We start from the raw sequence: 21,110 nt of genomic DNA on the forward strand, positions 1-21,110 counted from the left end.
TATTAAGAAAAACGAAGATAGGGATAAGTACCTTTTTTATACCTTATATAGCGAACTGAGGATGGTGTAAGCTCAGGATAAGGAGATAATGGGAAAATCACCCTGGAGTTCCGCGCTGAACAAAAAAGTAAGCGTAGGCGTATATTCGCGTTAAGAATACAAAGAGGACCAGTGCATATATGTATGGTCTACTAGGGTGGTACCGCGGGAGACTTTCTCGTCCCTTTTTGGGATGAGAAAGTCTCTTTTTTATTCCATTTTTTAGGGTCTTTCTTTTATACATTCGAGGAGGAATTGAGCATGGAGTATAAAAATACATTACTAATGCCGAAAACAGAATTCCCAATGCGTGGGAATTTACCAAAACGTGAGCCTGCAATGCAAGAAAAATGGGCTGAAATGAATATTTACGAAAAAGTACAAGAACATACAAAAGGCCGTCCTTTATTTGTATTACATGATGGTCCTCCATATGCGAATGGTGACATTCATATGGGACATGCATTAAATAAAGTATTAAAAGATTTTATTGTTCGTTACAAATCGATGACGGGATACTGTGCACCATATGTACCAGGATGGGATACACACGGTTTACCAATTGAACAAGCTTTAACAAATAAAGGTGTAAAACGTAAAGAAATGACGGTTGCAGAATTTCGTAAATTATGTGCAGAGTATGCATATGAACAAGTAAATCGTCAACGTGAGCAATTTAAACGCCTTGGTGTACGTGCAGATTGGGATAATCCATATATCACTCTAGAGCCAGCGTATGAAGCACAACAAATTAAAGTATTTGGTGAAATGGCGAAAAAAGGTTACATCTATAAAGGACAAAAGCCTGTTTATTGGTCTCCGACGAGTGAATCTGCTTTAGCTGAAGCTGAAATTGAATATCAAGATAAAAAATCAGCATCTATTTACGTAGCATTCCCAGTAAAAGACGGGAAAAACGTATTAGAAGGTGATGAGAAATTTATCATTTGGACAACAACACCTTGGACATTACCAGCAAACTTAGGTATTTCTGTTCACCCAGAGCTTCAATATAGCATTGTCAAAGTAAATGGTGAAAAATATATTATTGCTTCTGAACTATTTGACACAGTTTCTAAAACGTTAGAATGGGAAAATGCTGAAGTTGTGAAAACAGTTAAAGGTAGCGAACTTGAGTATACAGTTGCGAAACATCCATTCTATGATCGGGATTCTTTAGTTATGCTTGGAGAACATGTTACAACGGATGCTGGTACAGGATGTGTACATACAGCACCAGGACATGGGGAAGACGATTTCATTGTTGGGAAACAATATGGATTAGAGGTTCTTTGCCCAGTTGATGATAAAGGTGTATTAACAAATGAAGCGCCTGGATTTGAAGGTTTATTCTACGATAAAGCAAATAAGCCAATTACGGAAAAATTAGAAGAAGTGGGTGCGTTATTAAAATTAACATTTATCACGCATTCTTATCCACATGACTGGAGAACGAAAAAACCGATTATCTTCCGTGCGACAGCGCAATGGTTTGCATCTATTGAAGCATTCCGTAAAGAGTTATTACAAGCCGTTGAAGAAACGAAATGGGTGCCAGCATGGGGTGAAACACGTCTTCATAATATGGTTCGTGACCGTGGTGACTGGTGTATTTCTCGTCAACGTGCGTGGGGTGTACCAATTCCTGTCTTCTATGCAGAGAATAACGATCCAATTATTACAGATGAAACAATCAATCACGTAGCAGATCTATTCCGTGAGAACGGTTCTAACGTATGGTTTGAACGTGAAGCGAAAGATTTATTACCAGAAGGATTTACACATCCATCTAGTCCAAATGGTGAGTTCCGTAAAGAAACAGACATTATGGACGTATGGTTTGATTCAGGTTCTTCTCATCAAGCTGTTCTAGAAGAGCGCGAAGACTTACAACGTCCAGCTGATTTGTATTTAGAAGGATCTGACCAATACCGTGGTTGGTTTAACTCTTCGTTATCAACAGCAGTTGCAGTAACAGGTAAAGCACCATATAAAGGTGTTTTAAGCCATGGATTCGTCTTAGACGGTGAAGGTCGTAAAATGAGTAAATCTATCGGGAATATTGTTGTACCGAAGAAAATTATGGACCAATTAGGTGGAGATATTTTACGTCTGTGGGTATCTTCTGTTGATTATCAATCTGATGTACGTATTTCAGATGATATTTTAAAACAAGTAGCAGAAGTATATCGTAAAATCCGTAATACTTTCCGTTTCTTATTAGGAAATTTAGCTGACTTTAATCCAAGTCAAGATGCAGTAGCAAAAGCTGAACTACGCGAAGTAGATCGTTACATGCTGGTGAAACTAAATGACTTAATTACAAAAGTAAAAGAAGCATATGAAACATATGATTTTGCGGCAGTATATCATGCAATTCATAACTTCTGTACAATCGACTTAAGTTCATTTTATTTAGACTTTGCAAAAGACATTTTATACATCGAGGCTGCAAATCATCATGACCGTCGTGCAATTCAAACGGTGCTTTATGATGTTCTTGTTGCATTAACAAAACTTGTAACACCAATCTTACCGCATACAGCTGATGAAGTATGGCCATATGTTCCTGGTGTGGTTGAAGAAAGCGTTCAGCTAACTAATATGCCAGAAGCTGTTGAAATAGAAGGTGCGGAAGCGTTAAAAGCGAAATGGGATGCATTCATGACCCTTCGCGATGACGTATTAAAAGCGTTAGAAGTGGCTCGTAATGAAAAAGTAATCGGTAAGTCATTAAATGCGAGCATTACCCTTTATCCAACTGCAGAAATGAAACAAATGTTAGAGTCTATTAGTGAAGATTTAAAACAATTGTTTATTGTCTCTGAGTATAAACTTGGTGGAACAATTGAGGAAGCTCCAGCAGATGCTCCGAAATATGAGCATACAGCTGTTGTTGTGGTACAAGCAACTGGTGAAACATGTGAACGTTGTTGGATTGTTTCTGAAACAATTGGCAAAGACGTTGAGCACGAAACATTATGTGAGCGTTGTGCGACAGTTGTAAAAGAAAATTATGTAAAATAATAATGAAAAACTGACTGCTAATTATTGCAGTCAGTTTTTTATATGCATTACATGATTCACAGGTGGTAAAACCTTGTTTATGACATTATTATTTTATCAGTGATTCATCTCTTTCCTAGGAAGGAAAAATGTGTGAGCGGTAAGTGAGAAATTTTCGGACACACTAACGGTACATTGCAGCCGGGAGGAATGTACACGTGAATGAAATCTACATGGAAATCAAAGAAGAATTACAATTGATGAGAAAAGAATTACAGGAGCGACTGGCAAAAGAAGCGATGCACACATATCATATGGAATTCGGACAAGAACTAGGGTATGACATGAAGGAAGATGCGAAAAAGAAGTTATTTTTACATGATATAAGAGAAGATTTAAAAGATGTGGAACGAGCATTATTTAAAATGGAAATTGATATGTATGGAATTTGTGAAGAAACTGGAAAATATATTCCTGTAAAGCAAATGCAAATCATGCCAACAGCTCGTACAATTCATGAATTTTTATATGAGAAAGTAAATGTCTGATAGTACAATGATATTATATTACCTTTTTCCATTTTATTTTATTCTTCCGTAAAGGTTCATTGTGAAAAGACCGTAGCTATGCTAAAATTTTGAGGTACACTGTCTTTGTGGGGGAAATGAAAATGATATATTATTTAATAGCCTTATTTGTCATTGCCATCGATCAAATATCGAAATGGTTAATTGTAAAGAACATGGAATTAGGTACAAGTATCCCGATTATCGATAATGTATTATACATAACATCACATCGGAATAGAGGAGCTGCCTGGGGTATTTTAGAAGGTAAAATGTGGTTCTTCTATGTTATTACAGTTGTTTTTGTAGGGTTTATCGTATTTTATATGAAAAAGTATGCGAAAACAGATAAACTCCTAGGAGTTTCATTAGGCCTTATTTTAGGCGGAGCAATTGGCAATTTTATTGATCGTGTATTTAGACAAGAAGTGGTGGATTTCATTCACGTGTATATTTTTTCATACAACTATCCGGTATTTAACATAGCTGACTCAGCTTTATGTATTGGAGTTGTATTAATTATTATCCAAACATTATTAGAAGGAAAGAAAATGAAGGAGTAATTGAATGAGCGAAGTAGTACAAGTAACAGTTGCAGAAGAACAAAAAAATGAACGGATTGATAAGTTTGTTGCAGGTGTAAATAATGAATGGTCACGTACACAGGTGCAGCAATGGATTAAAGATGGTGTTGTAACCGTAAACGGAAATACCATTAAAGGGAATTATAAAGTAAAAGAAAAAGATGAAATTGCGGTAGCAATTCCAGAGCCAGAAGAACTAGATATTCGTGCAGAAGATATGAACTTAGAAATTTATTATGAGGATGCAGATGTATTAGTTGTCAATAAACCACGCGGTATGGTTGTACATCCAGCTCCTGGACATACAAGTGGTACCCTTGTAAATGGATTAATGTATCATTGTACAGATCTATCAGGTATTAACGGTGTAATGCGTCCTGGTATTGTGCATCGTATTGATAAAGACACATCTGGTTTATTGATGGTTGCTAAAAATGATATGGCACATGAATCTCTTGTAAATCAGCTTGTAGAAAAAACAGTAACAAGACGATATAAAGCAATCGTCCATGGTGTAATTCCACATGATAAAGGGACAATTGATGCTCCAATTGGCCGTGATAAAAAGGAACGCCAAAGTATGACGGTTGATGAAAATGGGAAGAATGCTGTTACGCATTTCCAGGTGTTAGAACGATTTAAAGATTTTACACTTGTAGAATGTCGTTTAGAAACCGGCCGTACGCACCAAATTCGTGTTCATATGAAATATATTGGATACCCGATTGCGGGAGATCCGAAATATGGTCCGAAAAAGACGTTAGATATAAATGGACAGGCGCTTCATGCAGGAATCTTAGGATTTGATCACCCTCGTACAGGAGAATATATCGAGTTTGAGGCACCAGTTCCAGCAGTGTTTGAAGAAGTCTTAAATGTTTTACGGAAATAGTATTGACAAAACAAATGGAATTTGCGATACTAACAACAGTTAAATAATGATCCTTTAACACAGCCCCGTGAGGTTGAGAAGGTAACGGTTTGAAATACTTAGGGTATAGTTATACCCTTTTTTCAAAAGTCCTCTCGCACACGCTGAGAGGACTTTTTTTATACCATTCCTCTCACGCAAGAAAAAAGCTTGGAGGTGTAGAACATGCAAGAAAAAGCAGTCGTTTTAGATGACCAAATGATTCGCCGCGCTTTAACACGCATCAGTCATGAAATTGTGGAACGTAATAAAGGTGTTGATAATTGTGTTCTTGTCGGGATTAAAACACGTGGTATCTTTATTGCACAGCGTTTAGCAGAACGCATTGGTCAAATTGAAGGGAAAGAAATAGAAGTAGGGGAGTTAGACATTACATTGTATCGTGATGATTTAACACTACAATCTAAAAATAAAGAGCCACTTGTAAAAGGTTCTGATATTCCTGTGGACATTACGAAAAAGAAAGTTATTCTAGTGGATGATGTACTATATACAGGAAGAACGGTTCGAGCAGCAATGGATGCTCTGATGGATTTAGGTAGACCGTCACAAATCCAGCTTGCGGTTCTTGTAGACAGAGGTCATCGTGAATTACCAATTCGCGCTGATTATGTAGGGAAAAATATTCCAACATCAAGTGAAGAGCGTATTGAAGTTGATTTGCAAGAGACAGATCAACAAGATCGAGTAAGTATATACGATAAGTAAAGCCCTTTTAAATGTAGTCCTGTGAGGCTGCCAAAGGGTCTTGACTTTTGTATGTCAAATTTGACATACGAAAGTATAGGACTCTTTGTGCACAGTCACAAAGAGTTTTTTTATTGCAAAGTTTTAAACTGAAGGAGGATATAACAATGGAGCAAAAGCCAGTGTTAGACGTTCAGGAAGTACCGAAACCCGGGAAATGGTTATTTTTAAGTATACAGCATTTGTTCGCTATGTTTGGATCAACAGTGCTTGTTCCATTTTTAACAGGACTGAACCCATCAGTAGCTTTAATATCAAGTGGATTAGGAACACTAGCGTTCCTTCTTATAACAAAAGGTCAAGTACCAGCATATCTAGGATCATCATTTGCGTTTATCGCACCAATCATTACAGCAAAAACAGCAGGTGGGCCAGGAGCAGCAATGCTTGGTGGCTTACTAGCAGGACTTGTTTACATCTTAATTTCACTGGGAATTAAGAAGTCAGGATCAGAGTGGATCATGAAGTTACTCCCACCAATCGTAGTTGGTCCAGTCGTAATGGTTATCGGTTTAGCTTTAGCACATACAGCAGTTGATATGGCGATGAATGGTGCGGATGGCAAGTATAGCTTTACTCACTTTTCAGTAGCATTAGTAACATTAGCAATTACAATCATTTGCTCCATATTCGGAAGAGGATTTTTCAGCATCATACCAGTTTTACTTGGAATCGTCGGGGGATATATCTTCGCTTACTTCCAAGGGCTTGTAGATTTAAAACCGGTAGCTGAGGCAAAATGGTTTGACGTACCAGACTTCACAATACCATTTGTAACATATACTCCAGAGTTTTCATGGAAGATTGTACTCTTAATGGTACCAGTTGCACTCGTAACAATCTCAGAACATATCGGGCACCAAATTGTACTTGGAAATGTCATTAAAAGAGATCTAATTGAAAAACCAGGTCTACATCGCTCGATCTTCGGGGATGGGGTAGCAACATTAATTGCATCATTAATAGGTGGACCACCGAATACAACATACGGTGAAAACATCGGTGTACTAGCAATTACAAGAGCATACAGTGTATACCTATTCATTGGATCAGCGGTGTTCGCGATTATGTTCGGATTTATCGGTAAGATTTCAGCACTGATTCACTCGATTCCAACACCAGTTATGGGCGGAGTATCGATCTTACTTTTCGGTGTAATCGCATCAAGTGGTTTACGCATGATGGTAGATGATAAAACAGACCTAAGTGATAAACGAAACTTAATGATTGCATCAGTAATCCTGGTAATCGGTATTGGCGGCGCAGTACTACGCGTTGGAGAATCTTTCCAAGTAGAAGGCATGGCACTTGCAGCAATTGTAGGTGTACTATTAAATCTACTATTACCTGAAATGAAACAAAAACAACAATCTAAGCAGATTGCTTCATAAAAACAACCTTTTAATTCAGTCCTGTGAGACGAAAAAGGGGAGCTTCTTTCTTGCACCCTAGTCTCACATGACTAGGGTATTTTTATGCAGTTATTGTTATATAAATACCAAAGGTGTTATCATAAAAATCAGAAAGATGAGGGATGACAATGAGCCATTTGTTAACGATGAGTGAATTATCGAAAGAAGAGATTTCAGAAATCCTAAAAGACGCAGAAGATTTTGCGAATGGAAAAGAGAGAAAATCAACAGAGCAAACATTTGTAGCAAACTTATTCTTCGAAAACAGTACAAGAACAAAGTTTAGCTTCGAAGTTGCCGAGAAGAAATTAGGACTTGATGTGCTAAATTTCGAAGTAGATTCCTCTAGCGTACAAAAAGGAGAAACGTTATACGATACGATAAGAACACTAGAATCAATCGGAACAAGAGCGGTAGTCATCCGCCATCAGCAAGATCGCTACTTCGATGAACTAAAAGATAAAGTAAGTATTCCAATCCTAAATGCTGGAGATGGATGTGGAAATCATCCAACGCAATGCCTGCTAGATCTTCTAACAATTAAACAAGAGTTTGGAAGCTTTGAAGGATTAAAGATTGCGATTGTTGGAGACATTCGTCATAGCCGAGTAGCTCGTTCCAATGCGGAAGCATTAACGAAATTAGGAGCAACAATTTACTTTGCTAGCCCAGAAGAGTGGAAAGGTGAAACAAAAACATTCGGAACATACAAAGAATTAGATGAACTTGTTCCAGAAGTTGATGTGATGATGTTACTTCGTGTGCAACATGAGCGTCATGACCATTATGAAACAGACATCATGAAAGAGTATCATGAGCAGCACGGTTTAACAATTGAACGAGAAAAACGTATGAAACAAGGAAGCATTATTATGCATCCAGCTCCTGTAAATCGCGATGTAGAAATTGCGAGTGAACTTGTTGAGTGTGAGCGTTCCCGTATTTTCAAACAGATGGAAAATGGAGTTTACGTAAGAATGGCTGTGCTAAAACGCGCGTTACCAAATGTATTAGGAGGAATGAAACATGAATTATTTGTTTAAAAATGGACGCTATCTAAATGAAGAAGGAAACATTGTAGTAACAGATCTTCTCGTACAAGACGGTAAAATTGCGAAAGTAGCAGAAAATATTACGGCAGATAATGCTGAAGTAATCGATGTAAACGGAAAATTAATCTCACCTGGATTAGTAGATGTACACGTTCATCTTCGCGAACCAGGTGGTGAACATAAAGAAACAATTGAAACAGGTACACTTGCAGCAGCAAAGGGTGGCTTTACAACAATTTGTGCAATGCCAAATACACGCCCAGTACCAGACAGCAAAGAACATATGGAAGACTTGCAAAAGCGAATTAAAGAAAAAGCGCATGTAAATGTATTACCATATGGTGCAATTACAGTACGCCAAGCAGGTTCTGAAATGACAGACTTTGAAACATTAAAAGAACTTGGTGCATTCGCGTTTACTGACGATGGAGTAGGGGTACAAGATGCAAGCATGATGCTAGCTGCTATGAAACGTGCAGCAAAATTAAATATGGCAGTCGTTGCACACTGTGAAGAGAATACATTGATTAATAAAGGTTGTGTACATGAAGGGAAGTTTTCTAAGAAACACGGATTAAACGGTATCCCATCAGTATGCGAATCCGTACATATTGCCCGGGACATATTACTTGCGGAAGCAGCAGATTGTCACTATCACGTATGTCACGTAAGTACAAAAGGATCTGTACGTGTAATCCGTGATGCAAAACGTGCTGGAATTAAAGTAACAGCAGAAGTAACACCGCATCACTTAGTATTATGTGAAGATGATATCCCATCAGTTGATTCAAACTTTAAAATGAATCCGCCGCTTCGAGGAAAAGAAGACCATGAAGCTTTAATTGAAGGATTATTAGATGGAACAATCGATATGATTGCAACTGACCATGCACCGCACGCTGCGGAAGAGAAAGCACAAGGTATTGAAAGAGCACCATTCGGAATTACTGGTTTTGAAACAGCATTCCCACTCTTATATACAAACCTTGTGAAAAAAGGAATTATCACATTAGAACAGCTAATTCAATTCTTAACAGAAAAGCCGGCTGATACATTTGGTTTAGAAGCAGGTCGCCTGAAAGAAGGTAGAGCAGCTGATATCACAATTATCGATTTAGAACAAGAAGAAGAAATTGATCCAACAACATTCTTATCAAAAGGAAAGAATACACCATTCGCAGGTTGGAAATGCCAAGGTTGGCCGGTTATGACAATCGTTGGTGGTAAGATCGCATGGCAAAAGGAGAGTGCATTAGTATGAAAAGACAACTTATCTTAGAAGATGGAACAGTATTAATTGGAAAAGGTTTCGGAGGAGAAATCGAAAAGTCAGGTGAGGTTGTATTTACAACAGGAATGACAGGATATCAAGAAACATTATCTGATCCATCATATTGCGGTCAAATTGTAACATTTACGTATCCGTTAATCGGAAACTACGGAATTAATCGTGATGACTTTGAATCTATTCATCCATCTGTAAATGGTTTAATTGTAAACGAAATTTGTGATCATCCATCTAACTTCCGAAGTGAAATTTCGTTAGATGCATATTTAAAAGAAAGAAATATTCCTGGATTAGCAGGAATTGATACAAGAAAATTAACGCGAAAAATTCGTCAATATGGAACATTACGCGGACGTCTTTGCAACATGGATGCGGATGTAGAATACATCGTTAGCCAATTAAAAGCGACAGTCTTTACAGATCATGTAAAACGCGTATCAACAAAAGATCCATACCCAAGCCCAGGCCGTGGTCATCGTGTTGTACTTGTTGACTTCGGAATGAAACATGGTATTTTACGAGAATTAAATAAGCGCGACTGTGATGTAATTGTTGTACCTTACAATACAACAGCTGAAGAAATTTTACGCCTAAGCCCAGATGGAATTATGTTAAGTAATGGACCTGGGGATCCAAAAGATGTACCGGAAGCGATTGAAATGTTAAAAGAAATCATTGGAAAAGTACCTTTATTTGGGATCTGTCTTGGACATCAATTATTCGCTTTAGCATCTGGTGCAAATACAAGTAAGTTAAAATTCGGTCACCGTGGTTTAAACCATCCAGTAAAACACCTTGCAACTGGAAAAGTAGCAATTACTTCTCAAAATCATGGTTATGCAGTAGAAGAAGCATCAGTTGAAAATACAGAGCTTGAAATTACACATGTAGCTTTAAATGATGGAACAGTAGAAGGTCTTCGTCATAAGAAATTCCCAGCATTTACAGTACAATACCATCCAGAAGCTTCAGCAGGACCAGAAGATGCAAATGATTTATTCGAAGATTTCTTAACAATGATTGAAAACTTCAAGAAAGAAGGGGAAGAGTTATGCCAAAACGCCTAGACATTAACACAATTTTAGTAATCGGATCAGGACCAATTGTAATTGGGCAAGCAGCGGAGTTTGATTATTCTGGTACACAAGCTTGTCAATCTCTTAAAGAGGAAGGTTACAAAGTAATCCTTGTTAACTCAAACCCAGCAACAATTATGACGGATACTGCAACAGCAGATAAAGTATACATTGAGCCATTAACATTAGAATTCGTAAGCCGTATTATTCGCAAAGAACGTCCAGATGCGATCTTACCAACATTAGGTGGTCAAACAGGTTTAAACATGGCTGTTGAACTTGCAAAATCAGGCGTACTTGACGAGTGCGGAGTTGAAATTTTAGGCACAAAATTATCAGCAATCGAGCAGGCGGAAGATCGTGATTTATTCCGTACATTAATGAGAGATTTAAACGAACCAGTACCGCCTAGTGAAATTATTCATAACCTTGATGAAGCGTATGAATTTGTAAATGAAATTGGTTATCCAGTAATCGTTCGTCCTGCATTTACGCTAGGCGGAACTGGCGGCGGGATTTGCCATGATGAAAAAGAGCTAATTGAAACTGTAACAAGCGGTTTAAAACATAGCCCAGTAACGCAATGCTTATTGGAAAAAAGTATCGCTGGTTTTAAAGAGATTGAATATGAAGTAATGCGCGACGCGAACGATAATGCGATTGTAGTATGTAATATGGAAAATATTGACCCAGTTGGTGTGCATACAGGAGATTCCATTGTTATAGCGCCAAGCCAAACATTAAGTGACCGTGAATATCAAATGTTACGTAATACTTCATTAAGAATTATTCGTGCATTAGGAATTGAAGGTGGATGTAACGTTCAGCTTGCACTTGATCCATATAGCTTCCAATACTATGTAATCGAAGTAAATCCACGTGTAAGTCGTTCATCTGCGCTAGCATCTAAAGCAACTGGATATCCAATTGCAAAATTAGCGGCGAAAATTGCAGTCGGTTTAACATTAGATGAAATTGTAAACCCAGTAACACAAAAAACATATGCTTGCTTCGAGCCAGCATTAGATTATGTTGTTTCAAAAATTCCACGCTGGCCATTTGATAAGTTTGAATCAGCGAACAGAACGCTTGGAACACAGATGAAGGCAACTGGTGAAGTTATGTCAATTGGACGTAACTTAGAGGAATCATTATTAAAAGCGGTTCGCTCTCTAGAACTTGGCATTTATCACTTAGAGTTAGATCACTTAAAAGAACTTGATAAAGAAACGATGAAAAAGCGCATTATTAAAGCGGATGATGAGCGCCTGTTTATTGTAGCAGAAGCAATTCGTCAAGGTGTAACGAAAGAAGAAATCAACTCATGGTGTGAAATGGACTTCTTCTTCTTACAAAAAGTTGAAAACATCGTAAACATGGAACGCGAAGTAAAAGCGAATGTAGGAAATATGGAAGTATTACAATCTGCGAAAGAAATGGGATTCAGTGACCACTACATCGCAGCAGCTTGGAATAAAACTGAGCGTGAAATTTACGATATGCGTAAAGAAAATAATATGACGCCAGTATTCAAAATGGTTGATACTTGTGCGGCAGAATTCGAATCTGCAACGCCTTACTACTACAGCACATATGGCGATGAAAATGAATCAATCGTTACAGATCGTAAAAGCGTAGTTGTACTTGGATCTGGTCCAATCCGCATCGGTCAAGGTGTTGAATTTGACTATGCAACAGTTCACTCTGTATGGGCAATTAAAGAAGCTGGATATGAAGCGATTATTATTAATAATAACCCAGAAACAGTTTCAACAGACTTCAGTATTTCTGATAAGTTATACTTTGAGCCATTAACAATCGAAGATGTAATGCACATCATCGATTTAGAGAAACCAGAAGGTGTTATCGTTCAGTTCGGTGGACAAACGGCAATTAACTTAGCTGCAAAATTGGAAGCGCATGGTGTGAAAATTTTAGGAACATCTCTTGAAGATTTAGACCGTGCAGAAGATCGTGATAAATTTGAAGCAGCCTTAACACAGCTTGGTATTCCGCAACCAGTTGGTAAAACAGCAACGACTGTAGAACAAGCGGTAGCAATCGCTGAAGAAATTGGTTACCCAGTATTAGTAAGACCATCTTACGTACTAGGTGGGCGTGCGATGGAAATCGTATATCGTCAAGAAGAACTACTGCACTACATGAAAAATGCGGTTAAGGTTCATGCGGATCATCCGGTATTAATTGACCGCTATATGGTTGGTAAAGAAATTGAAGTAGATGCAATTTCAGACGGTGAAAATGTATTCATTCCAGGTATCATGGAACATATTGAACGCGCTGGAGTTCACTCTGGTGACTCAATTGGAGTATATCCACCGCAAAGCTTATCTGCAAAACTGAAAGAACAAATCATTGAAAATACAATTGCACTTGGAAAAGGATTAAACATTGTTGGATTACTGAATATCCAGTTTGTAGTATTCAAAGACGAAGTGTATGTAATTGAAGTAAACCCACGTGCGAGCCGTACAGTACCATTCTTAAGCAAAATTACAGGTGTACCAATGGCGAATATCGCAACGAAAGTTATTTTAGGTCAAAACCTTGTAGAACAAGGATATGAAACTGGCTATCGCCCAGAAGAGAATGAAGTGTATGTAAAAGCCCCAGTATTCTCATTTGCGAAACTACGTTCAGTTGATACAACATTAGGGCCTGAAATGAAATCAACAGGGGAAGTAATGGGTAAAGACTTGACGCTTGAAAAAGCACTATATAAAGGACTTGTTGCTTCTGGAATTAACATTCCAACGCACGGATCAGTAATCATTACTGTAGCGGATAAAGATAAAGAAGAAGCAATGGAAATTGCAAAACGCTTCCATGAAATCGGCTATAACTTATTAGCAACAGCTGGAACAGCAAAATCGTTAACAGAGCAAAATATTCCGGTGCAAGTTGTAAACAAAATTGATTCTGAAGACTACAACTTACTTGATATTATCCGTCAAGGGAAAGCACAGTTTGTAATCAATACATTAACAAAAGGAAAACAACCAGCGCGTGATGGTTTCCGCATTCGCCGTGAATCAGTAGAAAATGGTGTGGCTTGCTTAACATCACTTGATACAACAAGAGCAATTTTAAGAGTACTAGAATCAATGACATTCTCGGCTCACGCAATGAAAGAAATCGCGCCAACAAAGCGTCACGAGGTGGTACATGCATGATGCAAAAGCAAAATATGATCGTCGTTAACCAAAAAGAAATCGCAAAAAACATTTACGAATTAGTGCTTCAAGGGGATCTTGTGCAGCAAATGAACGATCCAGGGCAGTTTGTACACATTAAGGTAGCAGAGGGCATTACGCCTCTTCTGCGCCGCCCAATTAGTATTTGTAATGTCGATCAAGACAAGAACGAATTTACAATGCTATATCGTGCGGAAGGACAAGGAACGAAAACATTAGCAAAAAGAAAACAAGGTGAACTTGTTGATGTATTAGGACCACTTGGACATGGTTTTCCTGTAGAAGAAGCGGAAGCTGGACAAACGGCTTTATTAGTAGGCGGTGGAATTGGTGTACCACCACTATATGAATTGTCACAACGTTTAGCAGCAAGGGGAGTACGTGTTATTCATATCTTAGGTTTTCAAACGAAAGATGTTGTCTTCTATGAAGAGAAATTCGCAGAGCTTGGTGATACGTATGTTGCAACGGTTGATGGTACACACGGTACAAAAGGATTTGTAACAGATGTAATTGATAGCTATGGAATTGACTTTGACATTCTATATTCATGTGGACCTTTAGCGATGCTTCGAGCATTAGAAGGGCGCTATAAAGAGAAAAAAGCCTACATTTCATTAGAAGAACGCATGGGCTGTGGCATCGGAGCATGTTTCGCATGCGTATGTCACTTACAAGAAGATCCGAGTGGACATTCTTACAAGAAGGTGTGTAGCGACGGACCAGTATTTCCAATCGGGGAGGTTGTACTATGAACAGATTGCAAGTTGAATTACCAGGATTATCATTAAAGAATCCAATTATCCCAGCATCTGGTTGCTTCGGATTTGGTCGTGAGTACGCACAGTTTTATGACTTAAGTGTACTTGGATCCATTATGATTAAAGCGACGACAGAACAACCTCGTTATGGAAACCCAACGCCTCGTGTTGCTGAAACACCGGGCGGAATGCTAAATGCAATCGGACTTCAAAATCCTGGATTAGAAAAGGTAATGAATTCTGAATTACCGTGGCTTGAGCAATTTGATCTTCCGATTATTGCAAACGTTGCTGGTTCACAGGCTGAGGATTATGTAGCGGTTGCGAAAGAAATTTCAAAAGCACCAAATGTTCATGCGCTAGAATTAAATATTTCTTGTCCAAACGTAAAGACGGGTGGTATCGCTTTTGGTACGAACCCTGAAGTTGCTGCTGATTTAACGAAGCGGGTAAAAGAGGTTTCTGAAGTGCCGGTATATGTGAAATTGTCACCGAACGTGGCAAACATTGTGGAAATTGCAAAAGCAATTGAAAATGCAGGTGCGGACGGCTTAACGATGATTAATACATTGCTTGGTATGCGTCTAGATTTAAAAACAGCAAAACCAATTTTAGCAAACCGTACAGGTGGACTATCAGGCCCTGCGATTAAGCCGGTAGCAATTCGTATGGTACATGAAGTAAGTCAAGCTGTTAACATTCCGATTATCGGAATGGGTGGTATTGAATCAGCGGAAGATGTAATTGAATTCTTCTATGCTGGAGCAAGCGCGGTTGCAGTAGGGACGGCGAACTTTATCGATCCTTTCATATGTCCAACAATTATTGAAGAGTTACCAGCATTACTAGATGAATTAGGATTTGATCATATTTCGGAATGTCAAGGAAGGAGCTGGAAGCAAGTATGTCACAGTCGTTAATTGTTGCGCTAGATTTTCCAGGGAAACAAGAGGTAGAACAATTCTTACAACACTTTGAAGGGGAAGAGTTATTTGTCAAAGTTGGTATGGAGTTGTTTTACAAAGAAGGACCAGCAATTATTACGTACTTAAAAGAAAAAGGACATAAGATTTTTCTAGATTTAAAGCTTCATGATATTCCAAATACAGTAAAGAGCGCTATGCGTAGCCTAGCTAGTCTAGATGTTGATATGGTGAACGTTCATGCTGCTGGGGGAAGCAGTATGATGAAAGCTGCGATTGAGGGATTAGAGGAAGGTAAGCAAGAAGGAAAAGAGAGACCGATTTGTATTGCAGTTACACAACTAACAAGCACTTCGGAAGCTATGATGAAAAAAGAGATCGGCATTGAGAAAACGTTAGAAGAAGCGGTTGCGCATTATGCAAAATTAACGAAAGAAAGTGGACTTGATGGAGTTGTTTGTTCAACACTTGAAGTTCCGAAATTACGTGAAGTATGTGGAGATGAATTTGTAACAGTAACACCGGGTATTCGTCTTGCAAGTGATGATATAAATGACCAAGTGCGCGTTGCAACACCGAAACGTGCGAGGGAACTTGGTTCAAGTTACATTGTGGTTGGACGTAGTATTACAAAAGCAGAAAATCCGCTTGAAGCGTATGAAACAGTAAAACAACAGTGGGAAGGTGTAACAGTATGAAAAAAGAAATCGCATCACATTTATTAGAAATTGGAGCAGTATTTTTACAACCGAATGATCCATTTACTTGGTCTTCTGGTATGAAATCACCAATTTATTGTGATAATCGTTTAACTTTATCTTATCCAAAAGTACGCCAAGCGATCGCATCTGGATTAGAAGAGTTAATTAAAGAGCACTTCGGGGCTGTAGAAGTTATTGCAGGAACAGCAACTGCTGGTATCGCGCACGCTGCATGGGTAAGCGATCGTATGGATTTACCAATGTGCTACGTACGCAGCAAAGCAAAAGGACACGGTAAAGGGAACCAAATCGAAGGAAAAGCAGAAAAAGGTCAAAAAGTAGTAGTAGTAGAAGACTTAATTTCAACTGGCGGTAGTGCAATTACATGTGTAGAAGCACTTCGCGAGGCTGGTTGTGAAGTATTAGGAATCGTATCAATCTTCACATACGAGCTTGAGGCAGGAAAAGAGAAACTAGAAGCAGCAAACGTAGCATCATATTCTTTAAGTGATTACAGTGCATTAACTGAAGTTGCAGCAGAAAAAGGTATGATCGGACAAGCTGAAACGAAAAAATTACAAGAGTGGCGTAAAAATCCAGCTGACGAGGCTTGGATTACAGCGTAACAAAGAAAACACGACCGTGGGGGGAAACTCGGTCGTGTTTTTTAATCTATTTAACAAGAATGGATACAGCACTAAATACCAACAAAATTGCCATAACTATATTAAACTGCTGTCTATATTGTAATAAGAGCTTTTGAAAAATAGAGCCAAATAGACTCCAACTAAATGTACTCATTAAGCCAACCATTCCTAAAAATAATGAGTAAATAAGGAAGCTGGAATAGGAATGGTAATAGGGGAGAATAAAGGTTGCTACTACTGTAAGCCCAAAAAGGATACCTTTTGGATTCACAAATTGTAACAAGATACCTATTAAGAAAAGATTTCGATTCTCTTCATCATTTCCCCCCGTATTTCCTTTACTAGTAAGTGTTTTAAAAGCCAAATATAGCATATAAGCTACACCAAAAATGGTTAAAGGAAATTCAATGATTGGCAGAGTACTTGTAAGTATGATGTTAAAAAAACTACACAATAATGTGAGAACAAAAAATCCAAAACTGACTCCTAAACAAAATGTAAAGGTTTTCTTTAATCCATGTTTATTCGCAAACGTCATTGCCATGATGTTATTGGGACCTGGAGTAAAACTGCTAATAAAAACAAATAACAAAAATGAAAATAAAGGCATTTTTGGACCTACCTTTCATGGGTGTATGTTATAATGTCCAAAATGAACAATATAACGTTGTGTGTTTTATTATACAAATCGGTCGTTATAATGTATATAGATAGGAGTGATTTTATGGAAGAAATTCATCTTATTCTTGCAAGAAATTTAAAAGCGATCAGAGAGAAGGAGAAATTGAGTTTAGAAAAGGTCTCTCAATTAAGTGGAGTAAGTAAAACGATGATAGGGCAAATTGAAAGAGGTGAATCTAGTCCAACTCTTACAACAATTTGGAAAATAGCGAATGGATTGAAGGTTTCCTTTACTGCTTTAATAAATAATCCGCAGCCTGATACTACTGTGGTATTAAGAAATGAAATTCAAGTATTGTCTGAAGACAATGGAAGATATAGAGTCTATCCTTCTTTTCCATTCCAAGAGGATAGACGATTTGAAGTGTACGCTGTTGAAATTGAAAAAGACGGAGTATTAAGTTCCGAATCCCATAAAGAGGGAACTGAGGAATTTATTACTGTTTTTGATGGAGAAGTAACGATTCGTGTTAGTGAATGCAACTATACATTAAAAAGTGGTGATTCAATCAGGTTTAAGGCTGATAGACCACATACATATTATAATTCGGGAGAAACATTAGCTAGATTAAGTATGACGATATATTATCCAAGTTAATAAGTAACCTAAAAAATCGGCTTCCTTAATATAAAGGAAGCCAATTTTTTACTGGAAGAATGTTTAATCAATCATTTTTTTCGTGATGATCACTTGTATACGAAGAAATAGGACTACCTCATAGAAGTGCTGAATTTTTCTTAATTATCAATATTATGAGCGCGATTATATTACTTACATAAAAGATATTAGTGTCTCCCCTCTGCAGCTTCATAGCCCTTTACAAATAATAAAGTCATATAAGAAACGATAAATGAGAAAATGCAATACATGCCAATCCAAAAGAAAAAGGATGGGGGAAACAATGTAACTCCTATTATGAGAAAAATAGCAAACGTTACAATTGGCATCACGTAATATGTTTTTGTTCTACGTGTTCCAATTACTGAAACAATGAAAATAAGTAATGGCCAAATAAATAAGACGAACACCAATTCATTCATGGTCATGTCCCCTTTTTTGAAGAAGTAATCTGTTTCTCGTAAACGTTTTGAGAATATTGTTCTTCTAATATAATTTCAACGAGGGGTTAAAAATCCCTTTGTAAAATCAGTATATTGCAACAATTCACAAAGAGAAACCGTAAGTAAAGAAAATCTTACTTACGGTTATAATGAATGTTATAATACAAATAATCCTAAAAAATGGAATGAAAGGAGGGCTTATGTTTAAGAAAATAGGTTTTTATGGTGTGATGACTTATTTAATTGTATCTATTATTTCAAGTCGATTCATTGAAAGTGATTGGATAGCGGTTATGATTGCTGTAGTTGGATTGATTTTTGCTTTATTATATCGCCGGGGAGAATGGAAAACATATGGCCGAAAAAAGAAGCTGATTTTAAGTGTTGAGTACGTTGTTTTAATGAGTACGCTCCCATTCATCTTAATGGAAGGCGGTAAACAAATGAACACGATGCAGATTCTCCAAGGGTGGTTATCTTTTCCTAAGTTACTATATTTAATTGCTATTTTAATCATAGTGGGCATAATTGTCACAAAAGTAAATGGAAAATTATTAGTAGATAATGAATTTAAAACATAAAAAGTGCTACCTCGTTAAGAGATAGCACTTTTTATTATTTTACAACATGAGTTTTATGCATCTTTTTAATCAATCGAATTTGCCCACGATGGCTGATTTCGTCTTCAAAGACATGGAACCATTTAAAGTAGTTATTTGCAGGTTTGTCATGCCAAAACGGTGTTGTCTTATAGAGCCACTCATCCGGAAGGGATTGGAACGTTGCTATCGTTTTAGCACGAACCTCTTGTAAAGTATTTATATAGTATTCTATTGGGTGATTTTTAATGTTTTGGCGTCCAAGGTCGCCCAATTCAACTCCTGGCAACCAACGTTCTAATTCTTCGTCTGTCGGCTCGCGGTCTTCAAAGGTATGAATTTGATAATAAAACTCAACTGCAGCCATATGATACAAAAGCATACCAACAGAGTTTGCCGTATCATCGTACAAATAATCAAGTTCTTCAATTGTTAAATCTTGTACATCTTGCATTGTTGTGTAACGAGCATAATTCATCATAGAAACAAGTTTTGAAAACTCTGTGTTTAATCCATCGATCTTATCAATTACGAAATTCAATCAAAATTCCTCCTAGTAAATGACATCTTTATAGAAAGATTTCTCTATGTAGGCAGGAATTCCTGTTAGAATAATAAGAAAAAAACGCCCCTATGATAAATGAAAGAATCATTACATAGAGGAGAGTTTCTTATTAGCCTATAACAATAAGGTCTCTATTCGCCTTTGTAATTACTTCATGTCCATCTTTTGTAATGACAATATCATCTTCAATTCTACAGCCACCCCAGCTAGGGATATAAATACCTGGTTCAACAGTCACAACCATTCCTTCCTGTAAAGTTGATTTACTTTCTTTTGATAATCGAAGTGGTTCATGAAGTTCTAATCCAACGCCATGGCCAGTAGAATGACCAAAGTATTCACCGTAACCGTGATCTGTAATGTAATTTCTTGTTACATCATCAATTGTTTTTGCTGATTCGCCAGGCCGGATTGCTTCGGTTCCTCGTTTTAATGCTTCTAATACAATACCATATATCTTTTCAAATTCTTTGGAGTAACTTCCAATCGCGATAGTACGTGTTAAATCAGAGCAATACCCATTGTAAAGTGCACCAAAATCTAATGTAACCATATCTCCGTTTTCAATCATCTTATTTGTGGCAACGCCGTGAGGAAGAGAAGAACGGACTCCAGAAGCTACGATAATGTTAAATGATGAGGAAGAAGCTCCTTGTTTTCGCATAAAAAACTCTAATTCATCTCGGACATCAAATTCAGATACACCGGGTTTTAGAAATCCTGTTATATGTTGAAATGCTTCATCAGCGATACGTGCTGCAATTTTGATTGTTTCGATTTCAGATTCTTCCTTAATGGCACGGATTGTTTCTACTAGTTCACTTACTTGTACAAGTTCGATGTTTGTATATTTTTTTAACGAACTATACTGTTGTAAGGTCATATTATTTTCTTCAATTCCTAGTCTTTGGATGTTTAATTTAGTTATATGATTTGCGATCTCTTGTTCCATGTTTCCTTTATGCATAATGATTTCAGATTCTTGTACCTGTGTCTTTGCTTGATCGACATAGCGGAAATCTGTAATGAATACAGCTTCAGTTGCAGATAGTAATACGGTACCAGCGCTACCTGTAAATCCAGTTGCATACTGGCGATTTTCCTTTTTCGTAATGAGTAATCCATCTATTCCATATCGATCTAGCTGTTCTTGTATTTTCTTTATTCTTGAAGTCATTTTGATTCCTCCCTTTCACTTCCTTATATAAAGCAATAATTGTGCCAATGTAATTTTCTTTGTATAAGAAATAATTAC

General features: G+C 37.4%; 20 protein-coding genes and 1 other annotated feature. Of the genes, 16 read left to right on the forward strand and 4 right to left on the reverse strand.

Features of this window, described 5'->3' with window-relative positions; all coding sequences use genetic code 11:
- Positions 1-5 precede the first annotated feature (5 nt).
- Positions 6-228: a binding site (T-box leader), on the forward strand.
- Positions 229-300: 72 nt separating this feature from the next.
- The 14 genes from ileS2 to pyrE all read left to right on the forward strand — a co-directional run bounded on the left by ileS2 (position 301) and on the right by pyrE (position 16,927).
- Positions 301-3,066, forward strand: a complete 2,766-nt coding sequence (gene ileS2, locus M014_RS0102260; RefSeq protein WP_026590260.1) for an isoleucine--tRNA ligase — start codon at positions 301-303, stop codon at positions 3,064-3,066.
- Between the two features lie 197 nt (positions 3,067-3,263).
- Entirely contained in the window at positions 3,264-3,593 is a 330-nt protein-coding gene (locus tag M014_RS0102265) for a molecular chaperone DnaK (protein ID WP_026590261.1), read from the forward strand.
- Between the two features lie 122 nt (positions 3,594-3,715).
- On the forward strand, positions 3,716-4,174 hold the full coding sequence (gene lspA / locus M014_RS0102270; protein WP_026590262.1) for a lipoprotein signal peptidase LspA: 459 nt from the start codon (positions 3,716-3,718) through the stop codon (positions 4,172-4,174).
- Between the two features lie 4 nt (positions 4,175-4,178).
- On the forward strand, positions 4,179-5,087 hold the full coding sequence (locus M014_RS0102275) for an RluA family pseudouridine synthase (protein WP_026590263.1): 909 nt from the start codon (positions 4,179-4,181) through the stop codon (positions 5,085-5,087).
- Positions 5,088-5,291: 204 nt separating this feature from the next.
- Entirely contained in the window at positions 5,292-5,834 is a 543-nt protein-coding gene (pyrR, locus tag M014_RS0102280; RefSeq protein WP_001156487.1) for a bifunctional pyrimidine operon transcriptional regulator/uracil phosphoribosyltransferase, read from the forward strand.
- Between the two features lie 146 nt (positions 5,835-5,980).
- Positions 5,981-7,264 (forward strand): uracil permease, encoded by a 1,284-nt coding sequence (uraA, locus tag M014_RS0102285; RefSeq protein WP_026590264.1) that lies wholly within the window; start codon positions 5,981-5,983, stop codon positions 7,262-7,264.
- A 149-nt stretch (positions 7,265-7,413) separates the two neighbouring features.
- Entirely contained in the window at positions 7,414-8,328 is a 915-nt protein-coding gene (locus M014_RS0102290; RefSeq protein WP_026590265.1) for an aspartate carbamoyltransferase catalytic subunit, read from the forward strand.
- A complete protein-coding gene (pyrC, locus tag M014_RS0102295; RefSeq protein WP_026590266.1) occupies positions 8,312-9,598 on the forward strand; it encodes a dihydroorotase in 1,287 nt (428 codons plus the stop codon). Before M014_RS0102290 ends, pyrC begins: the two co-directional genes overlap by 17 nt.
- A complete protein-coding gene (locus M014_RS0102300) occupies positions 9,595-10,692 on the forward strand; it encodes a carbamoyl phosphate synthase small subunit (RefSeq protein WP_026590267.1) in 1,098 nt (365 codons plus the stop codon). The genes pyrC and M014_RS0102300 overlap by 4 nt, the downstream gene beginning before the upstream one ends.
- Positions 10,677-13,895 carry a carbamoyl-phosphate synthase large subunit gene (carB, locus tag M014_RS0102305; protein ID WP_026590268.1) on the forward strand — a complete coding sequence of 1,073 codons (3,219 nt, stop codon included), beginning with the start codon at positions 10,677-10,679 and terminating at the stop codon, positions 13,893-13,895. The genes M014_RS0102300 and carB overlap by 16 nt, the downstream gene beginning before the upstream one ends.
- On the forward strand, positions 13,892-14,671 hold the full coding sequence (gene pyrK, locus M014_RS0102310; RefSeq protein ID WP_026590269.1) for a dihydroorotate oxidase B electron transfer subunit: 780 nt from the start codon (positions 13,892-13,894) through the stop codon (positions 14,669-14,671). The genes carB and pyrK overlap by 4 nt, the downstream gene beginning before the upstream one ends.
- Entirely contained in the window at positions 14,668-15,597 is a 930-nt protein-coding gene (gene pyrD / locus M014_RS0102315) for a dihydroorotate oxidase B catalytic subunit (protein WP_026590270.1), read from the forward strand. The genes pyrK and pyrD overlap by 4 nt, the downstream gene beginning before the upstream one ends.
- Positions 15,582-16,298, forward strand: coding sequence for an orotidine-5'-phosphate decarboxylase (gene pyrF, locus M014_RS0102320; RefSeq protein ID WP_026590271.1), 717 nt, complete (start codon positions 15,582-15,584; stop codon positions 16,296-16,298). The genes pyrD and pyrF overlap by 16 nt, the downstream gene beginning before the upstream one ends.
- Positions 16,295-16,927 carry an orotate phosphoribosyltransferase gene (pyrE, locus tag M014_RS0102325; RefSeq protein WP_026590272.1) on the forward strand — a complete coding sequence of 211 codons (633 nt, stop codon included), beginning with the start codon at positions 16,295-16,297 and terminating at the stop codon, positions 16,925-16,927. The genes pyrF and pyrE overlap by 4 nt, the downstream gene beginning before the upstream one ends.
- Positions 16,928-16,973: 46 nt before the next feature.
- On the opposite strand, the gene M014_RS0102330 is transcribed toward pyrE, so the two are convergent.
- Positions 16,974-17,558, reverse strand: a complete 585-nt coding sequence (locus M014_RS0102330; RefSeq protein ID WP_026590273.1) for a LysE family transporter — start codon at positions 17,556-17,558, stop codon at positions 16,974-16,976.
- Positions 17,559-17,672: 114 nt separating this feature from the next.
- On the opposite strand from M014_RS0102330, the gene M014_RS0102335 reads away from it, so the two are divergent.
- Positions 17,673-18,227 (forward strand): helix-turn-helix domain-containing protein, encoded by a 555-nt coding sequence (locus M014_RS0102335; RefSeq protein ID WP_026590274.1) that lies wholly within the window; start codon positions 17,673-17,675, stop codon positions 18,225-18,227.
- 188 nt (positions 18,228-18,415) lie between these two features.
- Here M014_RS0102335 and M014_RS0102340 read toward each other — a convergent pair whose 3' ends face one another.
- Positions 18,416-18,670, reverse strand: coding sequence for a YbeF family protein (locus tag M014_RS0102340; protein ID WP_026590275.1), 255 nt, complete (start codon positions 18,668-18,670; stop codon positions 18,416-18,418).
- 221 nt (positions 18,671-18,891) lie between these two features.
- Between M014_RS0102340 and M014_RS0102345 the strand changes: the two genes are divergently transcribed.
- Positions 18,892-19,272, forward strand: coding sequence for a YoqO family protein (locus tag M014_RS0102345; protein ID WP_026590276.1), 381 nt, complete (start codon positions 18,892-18,894; stop codon positions 19,270-19,272).
- Positions 19,273-19,306: 34 nt separating this feature from the next.
- On the opposite strand, the gene M014_RS0102350 is transcribed toward M014_RS0102345, so the two are convergent.
- Together M014_RS0102350 and M014_RS0102355 are read right to left on the reverse strand one after the other, a co-directional pair.
- Complete coding sequence (locus tag M014_RS0102350; protein ID WP_026590277.1) at positions 19,307-19,831, reverse strand: DinB family protein; 525 nt, start codon at positions 19,829-19,831, stop codon at positions 19,307-19,309.
- Positions 19,832-19,964: 133 nt separating this feature from the next.
- Positions 19,965-21,032, reverse strand: coding sequence for a M24 family metallopeptidase (locus tag M014_RS0102355; RefSeq protein ID WP_026590278.1), 1,068 nt, complete (start codon positions 21,030-21,032; stop codon positions 19,965-19,967).
- Between the last annotated feature and the right edge of the window lie 78 nt (positions 21,033-21,110).

It is taken from the genome of Bacillus sp. UNC437CL72CviS29 (assembly GCF_000482345.1).
Lineage (GTDB): Bacteria > Bacillota > Bacilli > Bacillales > Bacillaceae_G > Bacillus_A > Bacillus_A arachidis.

What these genes read in the sequence shown, in the direction of transcription:
- ileS2 (WP_026590260.1), top strand. Translation starts at nt 301, where the DNA reads ATGGAGTATAAAAATACATTACTAATGCCGAAAACAGAATTCCCAATG.
- lspA (WP_026590262.1), top strand. Translation starts at nt 3,716, where the DNA reads ATGATATATTATTTAATAGCCTTATTTGTCATTGCCATCGATCAAATA.
- M014_RS0102275 (WP_026590263.1), top strand. Translation starts at nt 4,179, where the DNA reads ATGAGCGAAGTAGTACAAGTAACAGTTGCAGAAGAACAAAAAAATGAA.
- pyrR (WP_001156487.1), top strand. Translation starts at nt 5,292, where the DNA reads ATGCAAGAAAAAGCAGTCGTTTTAGATGACCAAATGATTCGCCGCGCT.
- uraA (WP_026590264.1), top strand. Translation starts at nt 5,981, where the DNA reads ATGGAGCAAAAGCCAGTGTTAGACGTTCAGGAAGTACCGAAACCCGGG.
- M014_RS0102290 (WP_026590265.1), top strand. Translation starts at nt 7,414, where the DNA reads ATGAGCCATTTGTTAACGATGAGTGAATTATCGAAAGAAGAGATTTCA.
- pyrC (WP_026590266.1), top strand. Translation starts at nt 8,312, where the DNA reads ATGAATTATTTGTTTAAAAATGGACGCTATCTAAATGAAGAAGGAAAC.
- M014_RS0102300 (WP_026590267.1), top strand. Translation starts at nt 9,595, where the DNA reads ATGAAAAGACAACTTATCTTAGAAGATGGAACAGTATTAATTGGAAAA.
- carB (WP_026590268.1), top strand. Translation starts at nt 10,677, where the DNA reads ATGCCAAAACGCCTAGACATTAACACAATTTTAGTAATCGGATCAGGA.
- pyrK (WP_026590269.1), top strand. Translation starts at nt 13,892, where the DNA reads ATGATGCAAAAGCAAAATATGATCGTCGTTAACCAAAAAGAAATCGCA.
- pyrD (WP_026590270.1), top strand. Translation starts at nt 14,668, where the DNA reads ATGAACAGATTGCAAGTTGAATTACCAGGATTATCATTAAAGAATCCA.
- pyrF (WP_026590271.1), top strand. Translation starts at nt 15,582, where the DNA reads ATGTCACAGTCGTTAATTGTTGCGCTAGATTTTCCAGGGAAACAAGAG.
- pyrE (WP_026590272.1), top strand. Translation starts at nt 16,295, where the DNA reads ATGAAAAAAGAAATCGCATCACATTTATTAGAAATTGGAGCAGTATTT.
- M014_RS0102330 (WP_026590273.1), bottom strand. Translation starts at nt 17,558, where the DNA reads ATGCCTTTATTTTCATTTTTGTTATTTGTTTTTATTAGCAGTTTTACT.
- M014_RS0102335 (WP_026590274.1), top strand. Translation starts at nt 17,673, where the DNA reads ATGGAAGAAATTCATCTTATTCTTGCAAGAAATTTAAAAGCGATCAGA.
- M014_RS0102340 (WP_026590275.1), bottom strand. Translation starts at nt 18,670, where the DNA reads ATGAATGAATTGGTGTTCGTCTTATTTATTTGGCCATTACTTATTTTC.
- M014_RS0102345 (WP_026590276.1), top strand. Translation starts at nt 18,892, where the DNA reads ATGTTTAAGAAAATAGGTTTTTATGGTGTGATGACTTATTTAATTGTA.
- M014_RS0102355 (WP_026590278.1), bottom strand. Translation starts at nt 21,032, where the DNA reads ATGACTTCAAGAATAAAGAAAATACAAGAACAGCTAGATCGATATGGA.